The organism is Citrobacter sp. KTE151, from assembly GCF_000398845.1.
GTDB classification, from domain to species: domain Bacteria; phylum Pseudomonadota; class Gammaproteobacteria; order Enterobacterales; family Enterobacteriaceae; genus Citrobacter; species Citrobacter braakii.
Window position 1 is genome coordinate 984242 of sequence record NZ_KB976063.1, and the last position, 16017, is coordinate 1000258.

General features: G+C 50.7%; 17 protein-coding genes. 8 read left to right on the forward strand and 9 right to left on the reverse strand.

Annotated features, from left to right (window positions below; all coding sequences use genetic code 11):
- Positions 1-59: 59 nt before the first annotated feature.
- From csgC to WC7_RS16680, 4 genes are all read left to right on the forward strand, one after another.
- Positions 60-392 carry a curli assembly chaperone CsgC gene (gene csgC, locus WC7_RS16695; RefSeq protein WP_016152602.1) on the forward strand — a complete coding sequence of 111 codons (333 nt, stop codon included), beginning with the start codon at positions 60-62 and terminating at the stop codon, positions 390-392.
- Between the two features lie 151 nt (positions 393-543).
- A complete protein-coding gene (locus tag WC7_RS16690) occupies positions 544-864 on the forward strand; it encodes a type 1 fimbrial protein (protein WP_016152603.1) in 321 nt (106 codons plus the stop codon).
- A 101-nt stretch (positions 865-965) separates the two neighbouring features.
- The gene (gene ymdB, locus WC7_RS16685; RefSeq protein ID WP_016152604.1) at positions 966-1508 is read left to right on the forward strand and encodes an O-acetyl-ADP-ribose deacetylase; all 543 of its coding nucleotides are present in this window, start codon (positions 966-968) and stop codon (positions 1506-1508) included.
- Positions 1492-2931: a phospholipase D family protein gene (locus WC7_RS16680; protein ID WP_152903216.1), complete on the forward strand. Its 1440-nt coding sequence runs from the start codon at positions 1492-1494 to the stop codon at positions 2929-2931. The genes ymdB and WC7_RS16680 overlap by 17 nt, the downstream gene beginning before the upstream one ends.
- Positions 2932-2955: 24 nt before the next feature.
- Here WC7_RS16680 and mdoC read toward each other — a convergent pair whose 3' ends face one another.
- Positions 2956-4116 (reverse strand): glucans biosynthesis protein MdoC, encoded by a 1161-nt coding sequence (mdoC, locus tag WC7_RS16675; protein ID WP_016152606.1) that lies wholly within the window; start codon positions 4114-4116, stop codon positions 2956-2958.
- A 271-nt stretch (positions 4117-4387) separates the two neighbouring features.
- Here mdoC and mdoG point away from each other — a divergent pair, with 271 nt between their 5' ends.
- The 3 genes from mdoG (at position 4388) to WC7_RS16660 (ending at position 8747) form a co-directional block, all read left to right on the forward strand.
- The gene (mdoG, locus tag WC7_RS16670) at positions 4388-5923 is read left to right on the forward strand and encodes a glucans biosynthesis protein MdoG (RefSeq protein ID WP_085951042.1); all 1536 of its coding nucleotides are present in this window, start codon (positions 4388-4390) and stop codon (positions 5921-5923) included.
- Positions 5916-8444: a glucans biosynthesis glucosyltransferase MdoH gene (gene mdoH / locus WC7_RS16665; protein WP_032947002.1), complete on the forward strand. Its 2529-nt coding sequence runs from the start codon at positions 5916-5918 to the stop codon at positions 8442-8444. The genes mdoG and mdoH overlap by 8 nt, the downstream gene beginning before the upstream one ends.
- A gap of 75 nt (positions 8445-8519) precedes the next feature.
- A complete protein-coding gene (locus tag WC7_RS16660; RefSeq protein WP_016152609.1) occupies positions 8520-8747 on the forward strand; it encodes a YceK/YidQ family lipoprotein in 228 nt (75 codons plus the stop codon).
- On the opposite strand, the gene WC7_RS16655 is transcribed toward WC7_RS16660, so the two are convergent.
- From WC7_RS16655 to WC7_RS16645, 3 genes are all read right to left on the reverse strand, one after another.
- Positions 8748-9125, reverse strand: a complete 378-nt coding sequence (locus WC7_RS16655) for a MysB family protein (protein ID WP_016152610.1) — start codon at positions 9123-9125, stop codon at positions 8748-8750.
- An 81-nt stretch (positions 9126-9206) separates the two neighbouring features.
- The gene (gene mdtG / locus WC7_RS16650) at positions 9207-10427 is read right to left on the reverse strand and encodes a multidrug efflux MFS transporter MdtG (RefSeq protein WP_016152611.1); all 1221 of its coding nucleotides are present in this window, start codon (positions 10425-10427) and stop codon (positions 9207-9209) included.
- 155 nt (positions 10428-10582) lie between these two features.
- A complete protein-coding gene (locus tag WC7_RS16645) occupies positions 10583-11503 on the reverse strand; it encodes a Kdo(2)-lipid IV(A) acyltransferase (protein ID WP_016152612.1) in 921 nt (306 codons plus the stop codon).
- A gap of 220 nt (positions 11504-11723) precedes the next feature.
- Here WC7_RS16645 and WC7_RS16640 point away from each other — a divergent pair, with 220 nt between their 5' ends.
- Complete coding sequence (locus WC7_RS16640; protein ID WP_016152613.1) at positions 11724-12776, forward strand: oxygen-dependent tRNA uridine(34) hydroxylase TrhO; 1053 nt, start codon at positions 11724-11726, stop codon at positions 12774-12776.
- 46 nt (positions 12777-12822) lie between these two features.
- Here WC7_RS16640 and WC7_RS16635 read toward each other — a convergent pair whose 3' ends face one another.
- The 5 genes from WC7_RS16635 to bssS all read right to left on the reverse strand — a co-directional run bounded on the left by WC7_RS16635 (position 12823) and on the right by bssS (position 15882).
- Positions 12823-13398 (reverse strand): YceI family protein, encoded by a 576-nt coding sequence (locus tag WC7_RS16635; RefSeq protein ID WP_016152614.1) that lies wholly within the window; start codon positions 13396-13398, stop codon positions 12823-12825.
- Between the two features lies 1 nt (position 13399).
- Positions 13400-13966: a cytochrome b gene (locus tag WC7_RS16630; RefSeq protein ID WP_016152615.1), complete on the reverse strand. Its 567-nt coding sequence runs from the start codon at positions 13964-13966 to the stop codon at positions 13400-13402.
- A gap of 262 nt (positions 13967-14228) precedes the next feature.
- On the reverse strand, positions 14229-14342 hold the full coding sequence (locus WC7_RS25305; RefSeq protein WP_003036148.1) for a YceO family protein: 114 nt from the start codon (positions 14340-14342) through the stop codon (positions 14229-14231).
- 52 nt (positions 14343-14394) lie between these two features.
- Positions 14395-15513 carry an N-methyl-L-tryptophan oxidase gene (gene solA / locus WC7_RS16625; RefSeq protein WP_016152616.1) on the reverse strand — a complete coding sequence of 373 codons (1119 nt, stop codon included), beginning with the start codon at positions 15511-15513 and terminating at the stop codon, positions 14395-14397.
- 114 nt (positions 15514-15627) lie between these two features.
- Complete coding sequence (bssS, locus tag WC7_RS16620; protein ID WP_003036154.1) at positions 15628-15882, reverse strand: biofilm formation regulator BssS; 255 nt, start codon at positions 15880-15882, stop codon at positions 15628-15630.
- Positions 15883-16017: the final 135 nt, after the last annotated feature.

A 16017-nucleotide genomic window follows, 5' to 3' on the forward strand; every position in this document is an offset into this window, starting at 1 on the left:
CAGTTTTCTGACTGATAATAAACAGGGCGTGAGCCCTGTTTTTTTTTCGGGAGAATATGATGCATACGCTATTACTCATTGCCGCGCTGGCAAATCAAATAACATTCAATACAACTCAGCAAGGTGATATGTACACCATTATTCCTCAGGTGACGTTAACCCAACCGTGCGTATGTGAGGTACAAGTCCTTGCCATACGTAAAGGGCAGGGGGGACAAAGCCAGTCGCAGCAGAAAATAAGCCTTTCGGTCCCTGCTAATCGACCGATTGAATTAACCAAACTGAGCTTTAATATTTCATCTGAGGATTCGGTCAAAATTATCGTTACCGTTTCAGATGGGCAGTCTCTGCATCTGTCGCAACAATGGCCTGACTCAAACAGTCACCCATAATTTTTTGCTGTATTTGCATTAAGGGTGTGGCTGGGAATGCGCTGCTGTTCTATGAATATAGAAGCGTGTGAGCGTTTGTATTTGATCGTTAATCGTAGCGGTGAAGGATCATTTCGATCCCTCAAAGATGGCTAATCATTGAGGAACCCTTATGTGTACATTATTAAAGCGTATTTTAAGTACCAGTTTATGTGCTTTTTCTCTTTTAACCCTCCCTGCAATTGCGCAGCAGATCACAACCGGCGGGGTTATTCATTTTCGCGGAGCAATAGTTGAATCACCTTGCGACGTTAACAGACAGCAGCAGCAAATTGAATTGTCATGTATCCGCAACGGCACCAACCAGAATAGTCTTTACAACCCGCAACAGCTCGCGACAGCCCCTCAGAATGTGCAGGAAATTGCCACAGTCAAAATGCACTACCTCAATGAACAGAAAAACATGGCGATTCTTAATATTGAATATAAATGACTACGCTGTGGCGTAGATATGCACACTTACGGTTAAAAAGAGAGATTTAAGGGAAAACCCTGCTGTACACTTAACGAATGGTGTTTTGTCAGGGGGAACTTATGCAATCACGTGTTCATGTGTTACATGGCGATATTACGACTGTCGCTGTTGATGTGATTGTCAATGCGGCGAATTCATCGCTACTGGGAGGCGGTGGCGTCGATGGCGCAATCCATCGCGCTGCCGGACCAGCATTGCTGGAGGCCTGCAAACAGGTTATCCAGCAACAAGGAAAATGCCCGACAGGGCATGCGGTGATCACTCTGGCGGGGGCGCTTGCGGCAAAAGCGGTCATTCATACCGTAGGACCCGTCTGGCAAGGGGGAGGTCATCATGAGGCCGAGCGCCTCGAAGACGCTTACTTAAACACCCTGCAACTGGCCCTGGCCAATGGTTATCACTCCATTGCTTTTCCGGCGATCAGTACCGGGGCTTATGGCTATCCGCGCGCCGCAGCGGCAGAAATAGCGGTGAAAACGGTGCTGAAATTTATTACCCGCCGCGCACTTCCTGATCAGATATACTTCGTGTGCTTTGATGACGAAAACGCTCAACTTTATAAGAGATTGCTAACACAACAAGGTGATGATCACACGGACTGATATGACGCGACTTGAGCGTGCCATCACGCCCCTTTGCGAAGACCACCCGGGAGAATGCGGCATTCTTGCGTTGGATGACAGCCTGGATGCGTTTGCTGCTCGCTATCGGTTAACGGAAATGGCGGAACGTACCCTGGATGTGCAGTATTACATCTGGGAAAACGACATGTCCGGGCTATTGTTATTTTCCGTACTGCTGGCCGCAGCGAAGCGAGGCGTACGGGTGCGTTTGCTGCTGGATGATAACAACACGCCGGGTTTGGACGACACGCTGCGTCTGCTGGATAAGCACCCCAATATAGAAGTTCGCCTCTTCAATCCGTTTTCCTTTCGCATCCTGCGCGCGCTGGGCTATTTAACCGATTTTGCCCGGCTTAATCGGCGCATGCACAATAAAAGTTATACCGCTGACGGCGTGGTGACTCTCGTTGGTGGGCGTAATATTGGCGATGCCTATTTTGGCGCGGGTGAGCAACCGCTATTTTCCGACCTGGACGTCATGGCTATCGGGCCGGTTGTCAAAGATGTGGCAGATGATTTTGAGCGTTACTGGCACTGCCGCTCGGTTTCAACGTTACAAAATGTGCTTGAGATGTCCGAGCCAGATTCTGTGCAGCGTATTGAGCTACCCGAATCCTGGTATAACGATGATATTACCCGCCGCTATCTGCATAAGCTGGAAACCAGCCAGTTTATGTCCAGTCTCGATCAAAGATCGCTGCCGCTGATTTGGGCCAAAACGCGTTTGCTGAGCGATGATCCTGCAAAAGGAGAAGGGAAAGCGCCGCGCCACTCGCTATTACCGCAGCGTTTGTTTGACGTAATGGGCTCGCCGACCGAACGTATTGATATTATTTCTGCCTACTTTGTGCCGACGCGTGCCGGTGTGGCGCAGCTCCTGAGACTGGTAAGAAAAGGCGTCAAGATTGCCATTTTAACCAATTCACTGGCGGCGAATGATGTGGCGATCGTCCATGCGGGCTATGCGCGCTGGCGAAAAAAACTGCTGCGCTACGGTGTAGAATTATACGAACTTAAACCGACCCGCGATCGCGTCTCGGTCGTTCACGATCGTGGATTAACAGGTAATTCAGGGTCCAGCCTGCATGCGAAAACGTTCAGTATTGATGATCGCAAAGTGTTTATCGGCTCGCTTAATTTTGATCCTCGTTCGACGCTGCTCAATACGGAAATGGGATTTGTGATTGAGAGTGAAGTGCTGGCCGAATTGATTCATAAACGGTTTATGCAAAGCCAGCGTGATATGGCCTGGCAGCTACGCCTTGACCGTTGGGGGAGAATTAATTGGGTCGACCGACTTTCTGGCAGTGAACAGGTCCTGAAAAAAGAACCCGCCACAGGATTCTGGAAGCGGGTTCTGGTAAAGCTGGCGTCCGTGTTACCCATTGAATGGCTGCTTTGAACCACACAATGATTGAGGGAAAAACTAGCCGGCTACGGCCTTGTTTTTATCCTGCTTAACGGGCGGTTTACCCGAAAAGAGAAACTTCAGCACCGGAATGCGTAAATGGATTTCGTACAGTATTACCGCAATCCCAACCACAAACAGCAGACCGCAGAGAAAACCCAGCAGATTCGACGTGATATGCGGTGTGATGTAAGCGCCAAAAAACAGCGTTAACGGGTGATGCACCAGATAGATAAACAGCGACGCGTTGACAAAATAGGTCACGCGGGCAGACTGGAAATTAAGCAAACGGTGACCCAACGAAAAGACGACGTTCACCATCCACAGTCCCATGACCATGGTAATGACATATTCGGTTTCATACATCCAGGCATCGCCGTTGCCGTAACGCTGATTGAGCAGGTATGCCACAAATGCGAATGCAGCACCGAGCGTGCAACCGCGTGACGGCGTGGTAAACAGCGCTTTCAGATTCGGGTTGATAAACGCCAGTGCGCCGAGGATAAAGAACGGCGCATAGAACAGCGTTTGCATAACGATAAAATTGAACATGCCATCGCTGAGAATCGAAGGGTAGAGGATGAAAATTGTCCTTCTGACGGCAGCGTAACCGACACCTAACAAGATGAAGATCAGCGATAATTTAGTCATCGACACTGCCGGGGCGCTGGCGGCGTCGCTACGCGTCAGTCTGTTTTTCATCTGGGTGAACACCCACATGCTCACGGTCGTTAATACGACCAGAACCAGTAAAAACCACAGATGGGAAATCAGCTCCCAGGCCAGCGCATTGTATTTATCGTAGCCGCTGAGAGTATGCCAACTGTCTGCTTTTCCCTTTACGTATTGCAGCATGATAAATTGCGGCAGCGTAAGTAATGGAATCGCGGTCAGCATCGGGATCCCCACGCGTTCTACACGCACCTTCCACCAGCGCTTTAGTGGATAGCGCAAAAATAGCATGTAGGAAAAATAACCCGAAATGACAAAGAAGACTTGCATGCGAAAAGCATGGATAAAGTCGTTAAACAGGGTCAACCACCACGACGGTTCAGCACTGTTCACGTGCCAGGTGTGGGTCGAGTAAATCAATGAAATATGGAATGGGATCCCTAACAACATTAGCCAGGCACGGATGGAGTCAAGAAAATATTCGCGTGGTGGTGATACAGAGCTCATAGACAGTTATGTATTCTCAGACTTTTCGTCTTATCCCTAAGACGAATAATGGTTACATTCGAGGGCAACCCTACACGAAGTCCAACAACCTGTCTCCAGGATAAGCACGCAAAGTGAAAACAGGTAGTTGAACCTGATTAAACCATGAGCCAGCGCGCGAACAATACAGGGATTCAGTTGTCGGAATACCCGATTATCCATTAAAATGGATCGGATCAATATAAGCACACAAAGGGGGAAGTGCTTACTAATTATGAAACATAAACTACAAATGATGAAAATGCGTTGGTTGGGTGCAGCAGTTATGTTAACGCTGTACACATCATCGAGCTGGGCGTTCAGCATCGATGATGTTGCAAAACAAGCTCAATCCTTAGCCGGTAAAGGCTATGAGGCGCCAAAAAGTAACTTGCCCTCCGTTTTCCGCGACATGAAATATGCGGATTATCAGCAGATCCAGTTTAACCGCGATAAAGCCTACTGGAGCAATCTCAAGACCCCATTTAAGCTCGAGTTCTACCACCAGGGTATGTACTTCGACACGCCGGTCAAAATCAACGAAGTTACCGCTACAGCGGTGAAAAGAATCAAATACAGCCCGGATTATTTTAATTTTGGCGATGTTCAGCATGATAAAGACACGGTAAAAGATCTCGGTTTCGCCGGGTTCAAAGTGCTGTATCCGATCAACAGCAAAGATAAAAACGACGAAATCGTCAGCATGCTCGGTGCCAGCTATTTCCGTGTTCTGGGGGCAGGGCAGGTCTACGGTCTGTCTGCGCGCGGTCTCGCGATTGATACCGCTCTGCCTTCTGGCGAAGAATTTCCCCGCTTCCGTGAGTTTTGGATCGAGCGTCCGAAACCGACTGACAAACGTTTGACCATTTATGCCTTGCTGGATTCTCCGCGCGCAACCGGAGCGTATCGCTTTGTCATCATTCCGGGTCGTGACACGGTGGTCGATGTTCAGTCCAAAGTTTATCTGCGCGACAAAGTGGGCAAGCTGGGCGTGGCACCGTTAACCAGTATGTTCCTGTACGGACCAAACCAGCCTTCTCCGGCGACCAACTATCGTCCGGAACTGCATGACTCTAACGGTTTGTCGATCCACGCTGGCAACGGCGAGTGGATTTGGCGTCCGCTGAATAACCCGAAACATCTGGCGGTGAGCAGCTTTGCGATGGAAAACCCGCAAGGTTTCGGCCTGCTGCAGCGTGGCCGTCAGTTCTCGCGTTTTGAAGATATCGACGATCGTTACGATCTGCGCCCAAGCGCCTGGATCACGCCAAAAGGTGATTGGGGTAAAGGTAAGATTGAGTTAGTTGAAATCCCAACTAACGATGAAACGAACGATAACATCGTTGCGTACTGGACGCCGGATCAACTGCCTGAAGCCGGCAAAGAGATGAACTTCAAGTACACCCTGACGTTCACGCGTGACGAAGACAAGCTTCATGCCCCTGATAGCGCCTGGGTCCAGCAGACTCGTCGTTCTACCGGTGATGTAAAACAGTCTAACCTCATTCGTCAGCCTGATGGCACCATCGCGTTTGTGGTGGACTTTACCGGCACGGATATGAAAAAGCTGCCGCAGGATACCCCGGTTACCGCACAAACCAGTATTGGCGACAACGGCGAGATCGTTGAAAGTACTGTGCGCTACAACCCGGTAACTAAAGGTTGGCGTTTGGTATTGCGCGTGAAAGTGAAAGATGTGAAGAAAACCACTGAAATGCGTGCTGCCTTGGTCAATGCCGATCAGACGCTGAGTGAAACCTGGAGCTACCAGTTACCTGCCAATGAATAAGACAACTGAGTATATTGACGCAATGCCGCTTTCGGATATCGAAAAAGCGGCACTGCCGAAAACTGACATCCGCGCCGTTCATCAGGCGCTGGATGCCGAGCATCGTACGTACTCGCGCGAAGATGATTCACCGCAGGGTTCGGTGAAAGCTCGCCTGGAGCAGGCGTGGCCGGATTCTCTGGCCAAAGAGCAGTTGGTTAAGGACGATGAGGGGCGCGATCAGCTGCAGGCGATGCCAAAAGCAACGCGTACCTCTATGTTCCCCGATCCCTGGCGTACCAACCCGGTTGGCCGCTTTTGGGATCGCCTGCGCGGGCGCGATGTGACTCCGCGTTATCTTTCGCGTTTGACGAAAGAAGAACAGGAGAGCGAGCAAAAATGGCGTACGGTTGGCACCATCCGCCGCTATACGTTGTTGATCTTAACGCTGGCGCAAACGGTCGTCGCAACCTGGTATATGAAGACGATCCTTCCGTATCAGGGTTGGGCATTCATTAATCCTGTTGACATGATGGGGCAGGATTTATGGGTCTCCTTTATGCAACTGCTGCCCTACATGCTCCAGACCGGCATTCTCATTTTGTTTGCCGTGCTTTTCTGTTGGGTTTCAGCAGGATTCTGGACCGCGTTGATGGGCTTCCTGCAACTGTTGATTGGGCGAGATAAGTACAGTATCTCCGCCTCAACGGTTGGGGACGAGCCGTTAAATCCCGAGCACCGGACCGCGTTGATTATGCCGATCTGTAACGAGGACGTTGACCGCGTATTCGCGGGACTTCGCGCCACGTGGGAGTCGGTCAAAGCGACGGGCAACGCCGAGCATTTTGATGTTTACATCCTGAGCGACAGCTACAACCCCGATATCTGCGTAGCAGAACAAAAAGCGTGGATGGAGCTGATTGCCGAAGTGCAAGGCGAAGGGCAGATTTTCTACCGTCGTCGTCGTCGTCGCGTGAAGCGTAAAAGCGGTAACATTGATGACTTCTGCCGTCGCTGGGGAAATCAGTACAGCTACATGGTGGTGCTGGACGCTGATTCCGTGATGAGCGGTGACTGTCTGAGCGGGCTGGTGCGCCTGATGGAAGCGAATCCAAATGCCGGGATTATCCAGTCTTCACCTAAGGCTTCCGGTATGGATACGCTGTATGCACGCTGTCAGCAGTTTGCGACCCGTGTTTATGGTCCGCTGTTTACCGCTGGACTTCACTTCTGGCAATTGGGGGAATCGCACTACTGGGGCCATAACGCGATTATTCGCGTGAAGCCGTTTATCGAACACTGTGCGCTTGCGCCGTTACCGGGCGAAGGCTCGTTTGCGGGTTCGATCCTCTCCCATGACTTCGTCGAAGCGGCGTTGATGCGTCGTGCCGGCTGGGGCGTATGGATTGCTTACGATCTGCCGGGCTCTTATGAAGAGCTACCGCCGAACCTGCTGGATGAACTCAAGCGTGACCGTCGCTGGTGTCATGGCAACCTGATGAACTTCCGTCTGTTCCTGGTGAAAGGGATGCACCCGGTTCACCGTGCAGTGTTCCTGACCGGCGTTATGTCCTATCTGTCCGCGCCGCTGTGGTTTATGTTCCTCGCGTTATCGACCGCATTGCAGGTGGTGCATGCGCTGACGGAACCACAGTACTTCCTGCAACCGCGCCAGCTGTTCCCGGTATGGCCGCAGTGGCGACCTGAACTGGCGATCGCGCTGTTTGCTTCTACGATGGTGCTGCTGTTCCTGCCGAAGCTGCTGAGTATTTTGCTCATCTGGTGTAAAGGGACGAAAGAATACGGCGGGTTTATCCGCGTCACGCTGTCGCTGCTGCTGGAGGTTCTGTTCTCCGTGCTGCTGGCGCCGGTGCGTATGCTGTTCCATACCGTCTTCGTCGTGAGCGCCTTCCTCGGTTGGGAAGTGGTGTGGAATTCGCCGCAGCGTGATGACGATTCCACCCCGTGGGGTGAAGCATTTATGCGTCACGGTTCTCAGTTACTGCTGGGGCTGGTGTGGGCGGTAGGTATGGCCTGGCTGGATCTGCGTTTCCTGTTCTGGCTGGCGCCGATTGTCTTCTCGCTGATCCTGTCGCCGTTTGTTTCCGTGATTTCCAGCCGTTCCACGGTTGGGTTACGTACCAAGCGCTGGAAGCTGTTCCTGATCCCGGAAGAGTATTCTCCGCCGCAGGTGCTGGTGGATACGGATACCTATCTGGTGATGAACCGCAATCGTACACTGGACGACGGTTTTATGCATGCGGTGTTTAACCCGTCATTTAACGCACTGGCAACGGCAATGGCGACTGCACGCCACCGCGCGAGTAACGTGCTTGAGATTGCCCGTGACCGCCATGTGGAGCAGGCGCTGAACGAAACGCCGGAGAAACTAAACCGTGACCGACGTCTGGTGCTGTTGAGCGATCCGGTGACGATGGCGCGTTTGCACTATCGCGTCTGGAATTCGCCTGATAAGTATTCTTCGTGGGTGAGTTACTATCAGGGACTGACCCTGAATCCGCTGGCGCTCAGGAAAAAATAAGCGTTACGTAACGTGAAAATACCGGCCTGGTGCCGGTATTTTTTTATACTAAATAAAAGAGCCGTGAGGTATCAGGTGCGAATATTGGCAGTGGCAATCATGGTGTGCTTGCTGAGCGGATGCGGCAGTATTATTAGCCGAACTATCCCAGGGCAAGGGCACGGAAACCAATACTATCCTGGCGTGCAATGGGATGTCCGGGACTCCGCGTGGCGCTACGTCACCATCCTCGACCTGCCATTTTCGCTGGTGTTTGATACCTTGCTGCTCCCGCTCGACATTCACCACGGACCTTACGAGTAGCTATCGCTCATCCCATTCATCGGCCGCGGTCTGACCCTCTTCGGTATCCAGGGGAGGTTCCAGTTGGAATTCACCTTCATCCCATTCGTGAAGCGTGTTTTCTTCCTGCCACTCCTGACGGATCTCAATTTCATCATAGTCGCCATCAAAAACGCTTTGGGCCGCTTCACCACTCAGCATTGGCAGGCATTCACCCTCTCCCTCATCCTCGTCAGCAAAGAATTCCGCCTGCCACATAATGTCACCATCCTGTAGCACGTATTTTTGTACGCTTAGCTGTTGAACGCTGGCTTCGTCGGGCTCAAGGTCAGGGTTATCAGCCAGAAATTCTTCACGAGCGGCATCAATGGCTTCTTCCAGCGTGGCATACATGGTCATCAGAGTCTCCCTTTGATTTAATGAAGTATTCAGGGAAATAATAGTTGATTCTCCGATATTGCAAGTATGAATGCACAAAAATCATCCCGTAGCCTCAGTGCTCCGGCGACGGCGCAGACTATTCCACGAGTAGAAAGAGTTAAACAGTACGACGCCGGCGGTCACGCAGAAGACGGCGCGAAAACCGTAGTTGGCGGATATTGCCGCCCCCATTAATGGCCCCGTTACGTTACCAATATCGCGAAATGACTGGTTATAACTGAAAATACGCCCGGCGATCTGATTGGTTGAGTTATAGACCAGCAGTGTTTGTACAGCCGGGAGCAGAGCCCCGTCAGCGGCCCCCAATAAAAAGCGCAGAACGGCAAGTTGCCAGGGCGATTGTACAAACGACATTGGAATAAGCAGCAGCACGGAGATGACCAGAGCAACAATCAGGATCTTCTCCGGGCCAATTCGGTCACCTAATTTGCCGAGCCGCGGGGCGCTAATTAACGCAGCCACGCCTGGTACGGAAGCAATCATCCCGCTGATAAAGGCGATGTTACTGACGTTGCCAGCCAACTCTCGAACGTACAGCGTCAGAATTGGCGCGATGGACCCGGTTGCCACCTGGATTATCAGCGTTGTGACAAACAGGCTCAGCACCAGTTTGGGATTTTTTAACGAGGCCACGACTTCGCGAATGTGCAGCATCTCTTTCTTGCTCACCGGTTGGAAACGTTCGCGAATAAAAAATAGCGTCAGGATAAAACAGACCAGCAGTACGCTGGCGGTGATGAAAAATACCGGGCGTAGTCCGTACTGATCCGCGAGCAGCCCGCCTGCCAACGGTCCGAGCAGTGCGCCGCTGACGCCGCCGGTGGAAAGCGTTCCCAGCGCCCAGCCGCTTTTATTGCGCGGAACCTGGGTGGCGATCAGCGCATTGGCGTTGGGAATGAAACCGCCGAGCAGACCCAACAGGGCGCGCAGGATCAGGAACTGCCAGATATTTTGCGCCAGCCCCATCAGCAGCATCACAATAGCCATACCCAATGCGGAACGCAGCAGCATGATTTTTCGCCCTTTGCGATCGGCAAGGCCACCCCAGAAAGGAGAGGCGATGGCGGAAAAGAGAAAAGTGATGCTGAAGACCAGACCTGACCACATATTCAGGGCGCTATGACCCGTGACGCCGAGACTCTCGACATAGAGGGGCAAAAAGGGCATAACCAGGCTAAATGCTGCACCGGTTAAAAAACAACCCAACCAGGCAACGGTGAGGTTACGTTTCCAGTTTATGGGAGCATCTGAGGGTGACATAGCGTTCCGCAGTGTGGCGCGCTGTTTGCGCTATCGATTGAATATAAGAAAGCAGGCTAATTATGCGCCTGGTTGATAGTTGCTGCAATGCGGATAGCAGTTAAACCTAAAGCGGGCAGGGAAGGTGTTGCAGTCCACAGGACTGCAACCGTGCTTTAGTACAGGGAAGGCGAACCTTCAGGACGCGTCTTGAAACGACGGTGTAGCCACATGTACTGCTCTGGGGCCATCATGATGCATTGCTCAACAATCTTATTCATCCACGCAGCCGTAGTTTCCGCATTGTCTAATGGCGGTGAACACTCCGGAGGCAGCATAATCAATTGATAACCTTTACCGTCAGGCTTGCGGCGAGGAACAAACGGTACCAGGCAAGCATTCGACATGCGTGAAAGCATCCAGGTCCCGGAGGTTGTTGCGGCCTGTTCAACAGCAAAAAGCGGGACAAATACGCTGGCGCGGGGACCGTAATCATGATCCGGCGCGTACCAGACCACTTCGCCTTTTTTCAACGCTTTAATCATTCCTTTCAGGTCTTTACGATCGAGCATGGATTTATTAGAGCGCATACGGCCCCAGGTTTGTAGCCAGTCGAGCAGTGGGTTGTCGTTAGGGCGATATACGCCTATCCCCGGCTCCTGCAAACCAAACTGACGCGCCCCCAGTTCAAGGGTCAGAAAGTGCAGACCCACTAACAAAATTCCCCGCTTTTGCGCCTGAACGTCGCGGATATGTTCCATCCCGATAACTTCCGTCCAGCGTGAAATGCGCTTGTCAGACCAAAACCAGGCCATTCCGGTTTCCATCACGCCCATGCCCACGGACTCGAAGTTCTTGATGATCATCTGCTGGCGTTCCTGCTCGCTCATTTGCGGGAAGCACAGTTCCAGATTACGGGAAACAATTTTTGCCCGACGTTTCATCAAACGTAATGCCAGACGACCTAATGCGCAGCCCAACTTGTAAAGAACCGGGTAGGGTAACTGCACGATTAACCAAAGGATGCCAATGCCTAGCCAGGTTAACCAATAACGTGGATGCAGTAACGCAGCCGAAAACTTGGGTAAATTCGTCATGTCTATCCTGTCTTCAAACGACCAATTGCCTGTATTGTCGCATTTTTTCGCGCATATCAAAAATTTGTGACGGGAGAACGGTGATTAAACCAGCAATTGTTGTTGCACTTTTATATTGGAGTAAGAAATGTAGCGTAAAATGTGTGGATGTAAATTGGCGGTGTTTGCTTTATTATGCCGCCGATTTTCATTTTCTCCCTATTTGCAGGATACGTACACCATGCCAGTGTTACACAACCGCATTTCGAACGATGCGCTCAAAGCCAAAATGTTGGCTGAGACCGAGCCGCGCACGACGATCTCATTCTATAAATATTTCACCATCGCCAATCCTCAGCACACGCGTGATGCGCTGTACCAGATGTTCACTGCATTGAACGTCTTCGGGCGCGTTTATCTTGCCCATGAAGGAATCAATGCGCAAATCAGCGTACCGCAAAGCAACGTCGAGGCATTCCGCCAGCAGCTTTATGCGTTTGATCCCGCATTCGCCGGGTTACGTCTGAATATCGCGCTGGATGATGATGGTAAATCGTTCTGGGTGCTGCGCATGAAAGTGCGTGAACGCATCGTGGCGGATGGCATTGATGATCCGCAATTTGACGCCAGCAACGTAGGTGATTACCTGAAGGCGGCGGAAGTAAACGCCATGCTGGACGATCCTGACGCGGTATTCATTGATATGCGCAACCACTATGAATATGAAGTGGGCCATTTCGAGAATGCGCTAGAAATCCCGGCAGACACGTTCCGCGACCAGTTACCGAAAGCCGTTGAAATGATGCAGGCGCATAAAGATAAAAAAATCGTTATGTATTGCACGGGCGGGATCCGTTGTGAGAAAGCCAGCGCCTGGATGAAACACAACGGATTTAGCAAAGTCTGGCACATTGAGGGCGGTATTATTGAATATGCCCGCAAGGCGCGTGAACAGGGGCTTCCTGTACGTTTTGTCGGTAAAAACTTCGTTTTTGATGAGCGTATGGGCGAAAGGATTTCTGAAGATGTTATTGCGCATTGTCATCAGTGCGGAACGGCGTGCGACAGCCATACTAATTGCAAAAATGATGGCTGTCATCTGTTGTTTATCCAGTGTCCGGCCTGCGCGCAGAAGTATAACGGCTGCTGTAGCGAGTTGTGTAGCGAAGAGAGTAAGTTGCCGGAAGAAGAGCAACGTCGTCTTCGAGCAGGACGTGAAAATGGCAACAAAATCTTTAATAAGTCACGCGGTCGCCTGAATACCAAACTGGGTATTCCGGACCCTGCGCAATAGTCATCATGCCGGATGGCGGCTTTAGCCCCATCCGGCAACTCATACGTTACTTCTGTTGGACACCTTCCACTGAGATGATCAGATCGACTTCCTGAGACGCCGGGCCGAGATCGGTGGTGATGTTGAAGTCCTTCAGCTTAATTTTACCTTCTGCTTCAAAACCTGCACGCGTGCCACCCCACGGATCGCCGCCCTGACCGATCAGCTTCGCATCCAGCGTAACCGGTTTAGTGACGCCGTTCAGGGTCAGATTACCGGTGATATCCAGGTCGTTCCCCTCTTTCTTCACGCTGGTAGAGCTAAAGGTCGCCTGCGGGAATTTGGCCACGTTAAGGAAATCTGCGCTGCGCAGGTGCTTGTCGCGTTCGGCGTGATTGGTATCAACGCTGTTGGTGTTGATGGTGACGTTAACCTTATCGGCTGCGGGATTTTTCTCATCAAAGGTAAAAGTCCCGTCGAAATCTTTAAATGTGCCGTACAGCCAGCTGTAACCCAGGTGCTGAATACGGAAATTAACAAAGGCATGCTGTCCTTCTTTGTCAATTTTGTAATCTGCCGCCACGGCTGACCCGGTGGTGAATAACAGAGAGGCGAGTGTAAGTCCCAGCAGGTTTTTTTTCATTTTAAGCTCCATAGTCAGATGACGATTTTCCCAACATGCGATTCAGGGTATCGTCGTTATCGATAAAGTGATGTTTCAGGGCCATCAGTCCGTGCAGAAGCGATAAAACCACCACGGTCCACGCAAGCCACAGGTGCAGACTACCGGCGAGGTCGGCCTGAGCGCCCGCATTGGCAAGGGTGGCAGGAATGTCGAACCAACCAAATACGCTTATCGCTTTGCCATCAGCGGTGGAAATCAAATACCCGCTAATGACAATAGAAAAGAGCAATGTGTATAGCGCGAGGTGACCCAGTGCCGCCGCGATGCGGGTGAAACGGGAATAACTTGCCAGCGCAGGAGGAGGTGGGGAGATCAACCGCCAGACGACGCGGATAACCAGCCCCATCATGAGCACAACGCCGATGCTTTTATGCAGTTCAGGGGCCTGGTGATACCAGCCGTCGTAATAGCTGAGTGTGACCATCCACAATCCCAGCGCAAACATGCCATATACAGCAATCGCAATCAGCCAGTGTAAAGCGGCAGACACCACGCCATAGCGTTGTGGAGTATTATTGAATTGCATAAGTGCACCGTTAGATATTTCAGAAGTGAATGAAAATGGCGCGTAAAAGACATTAATGCAACTAATAAATAACAATAATGGTGATATTTGTTTTTTATTCAATAAAATTGATTGAATTGTGAAGTAATCATCAAGGAATTAGTGGGGGTGGATGACATTAAGGCTTGTTTTCAGGGTGTTTAAGGTATTTTTCTTGTTCAGTTAATTACAATGAAAATTAAGTTAATATCAGTTTATGTCAATTAGTGTCAGCGTTGTGGGTTCAGAAAAACATAATATATATCACATCCATAATTGCCAGCAGCGACCATAAAATAATGTAGAGCATAAGATGCTCGCGAATATTATTAACCAGATAGTGAAAGATGCGGCGCATCAACGTTATTCCTGTCATTAAAAATGGCCTCACCAACGAGGCCATTCATTTATTATCGCTTAAAACGACTTAGCCTAAAGGGCGTCAGGTCAAAGTCAGACGGTTTGTCCTGGGCGAAGTCTGCCGCAATCTCTCCGAGGACGGAGGCAAACTTAAAGCCATGTCCGCTCAGCCCGGTGATGATCAGCGTGTTGTCATGCTCCGGTAGAGTATCAATAATAAAGTCTTCATCTGGTGAGTTATCATAGGTGCAGGACGCACCGTGCAGACAGCAACCCACGCCTGGCAGTATTGTGCGCAGGAATGGGAAGGCTTCAGAACCATCGCTGGCTACAGCGGCAAACGGCTTGCGCTCTTCTGCCGAATGAATTACCTGTCCGCCATTGTGCTTACCAATTTTTAGCTCGTCGTTTTCTGCCGGGAAACCGTAGAATTGATCGCCATTTGGTAGCTCTCCGGTGAAGGCAGGGAAGTTATTTTTAACGCTGTAACGCCCATCGGCTTGATACCAGGCGAACACTTTGCGTACCGGTTGTATCGGTAGTTCAGGGACTAATGCCTGTACCCAGGTTCCGGCGCTGATCACCGCTTTTTGCGCGTGATAGTCACCATCGGCGGTTTCTACCGTGACGCCATCATCACTATGACGAATTGCGCTGACCGGGCATTTAAATAGCTGCGCACAGCCTGCTTCTTCCGCCAGACGGATCCAGGTTTTAATCGCTAACTCACTACGTAAAAAACCAGACTCCGCTTCAAACAGACCGATATAGTTTTCAGGTACGCGAATCTCTGGCCAGCGCGCCATAATGCCTGCTGCATCCAGTTGTTCAACATTGAGTTGCCACTGTTTTGCGCTTTGCGCCGCGGTCGCTAAGAAGGTTGAATCTGCCGGACCAAGGTTGATGACACCAGAGCGCACAAAAATCGGTTCTTCATTTTGGGTGGATAATTCATCCCATAATGTTTGCGCACGCAGCACCAGCGGAACATATTTTTCACCTTCGCCATAGGCATGACGAATTAATCGAGTGTCGCCGTGGTGGCTGCCCTGCTGATGCGGTGGCATATGCGCATCGATCATCAGAACCTTCAGACCGGCGCGAGTGGCATAGTATCCGGCTGCGGCACCCACGGAACCGCTGCCAATTATGATTAAGTCGTATTTCATCCGCTTCTCTCTGCAATCGCGATAGTAGCAGGGTAAATAAGTGACCCGGAATATTCAACCTGGAAATAAGAAAGGCACCGGAAAGGTGCCTTTTGATGGTTGGATGTATCAGATTTAATGTCGCTGATACTCATTTACCTGGTAATCGCCGGATTCAATTTTAGCGATTCCTGCTTCTAATATCGAAATAAATTGCCTGGCAACATCAGTGGTTAACCAGAGCGTTTGACCAACTTCAGTCCCATCCGGGTCTGGACGATTCGGGGTCTGGTAGTGCAAACGCAGCATCAGCGCATCGTAGCTATCAACAGTGCTGATGTCCCATCCTACTAACGGATGAGTCTGAATGACTTCATTATTCTTTTCCATCATGCCCCCTAATTCGTGTTACTAGACAACGGTTTTCGAGGTTCAATGCGTTTTTTCTGAAGCAACTTCAGTATATCAATAAATAAGGGTATTCATTGAAAATTTAAAGAGGTAAGCACATAAAATTTTCGTTTT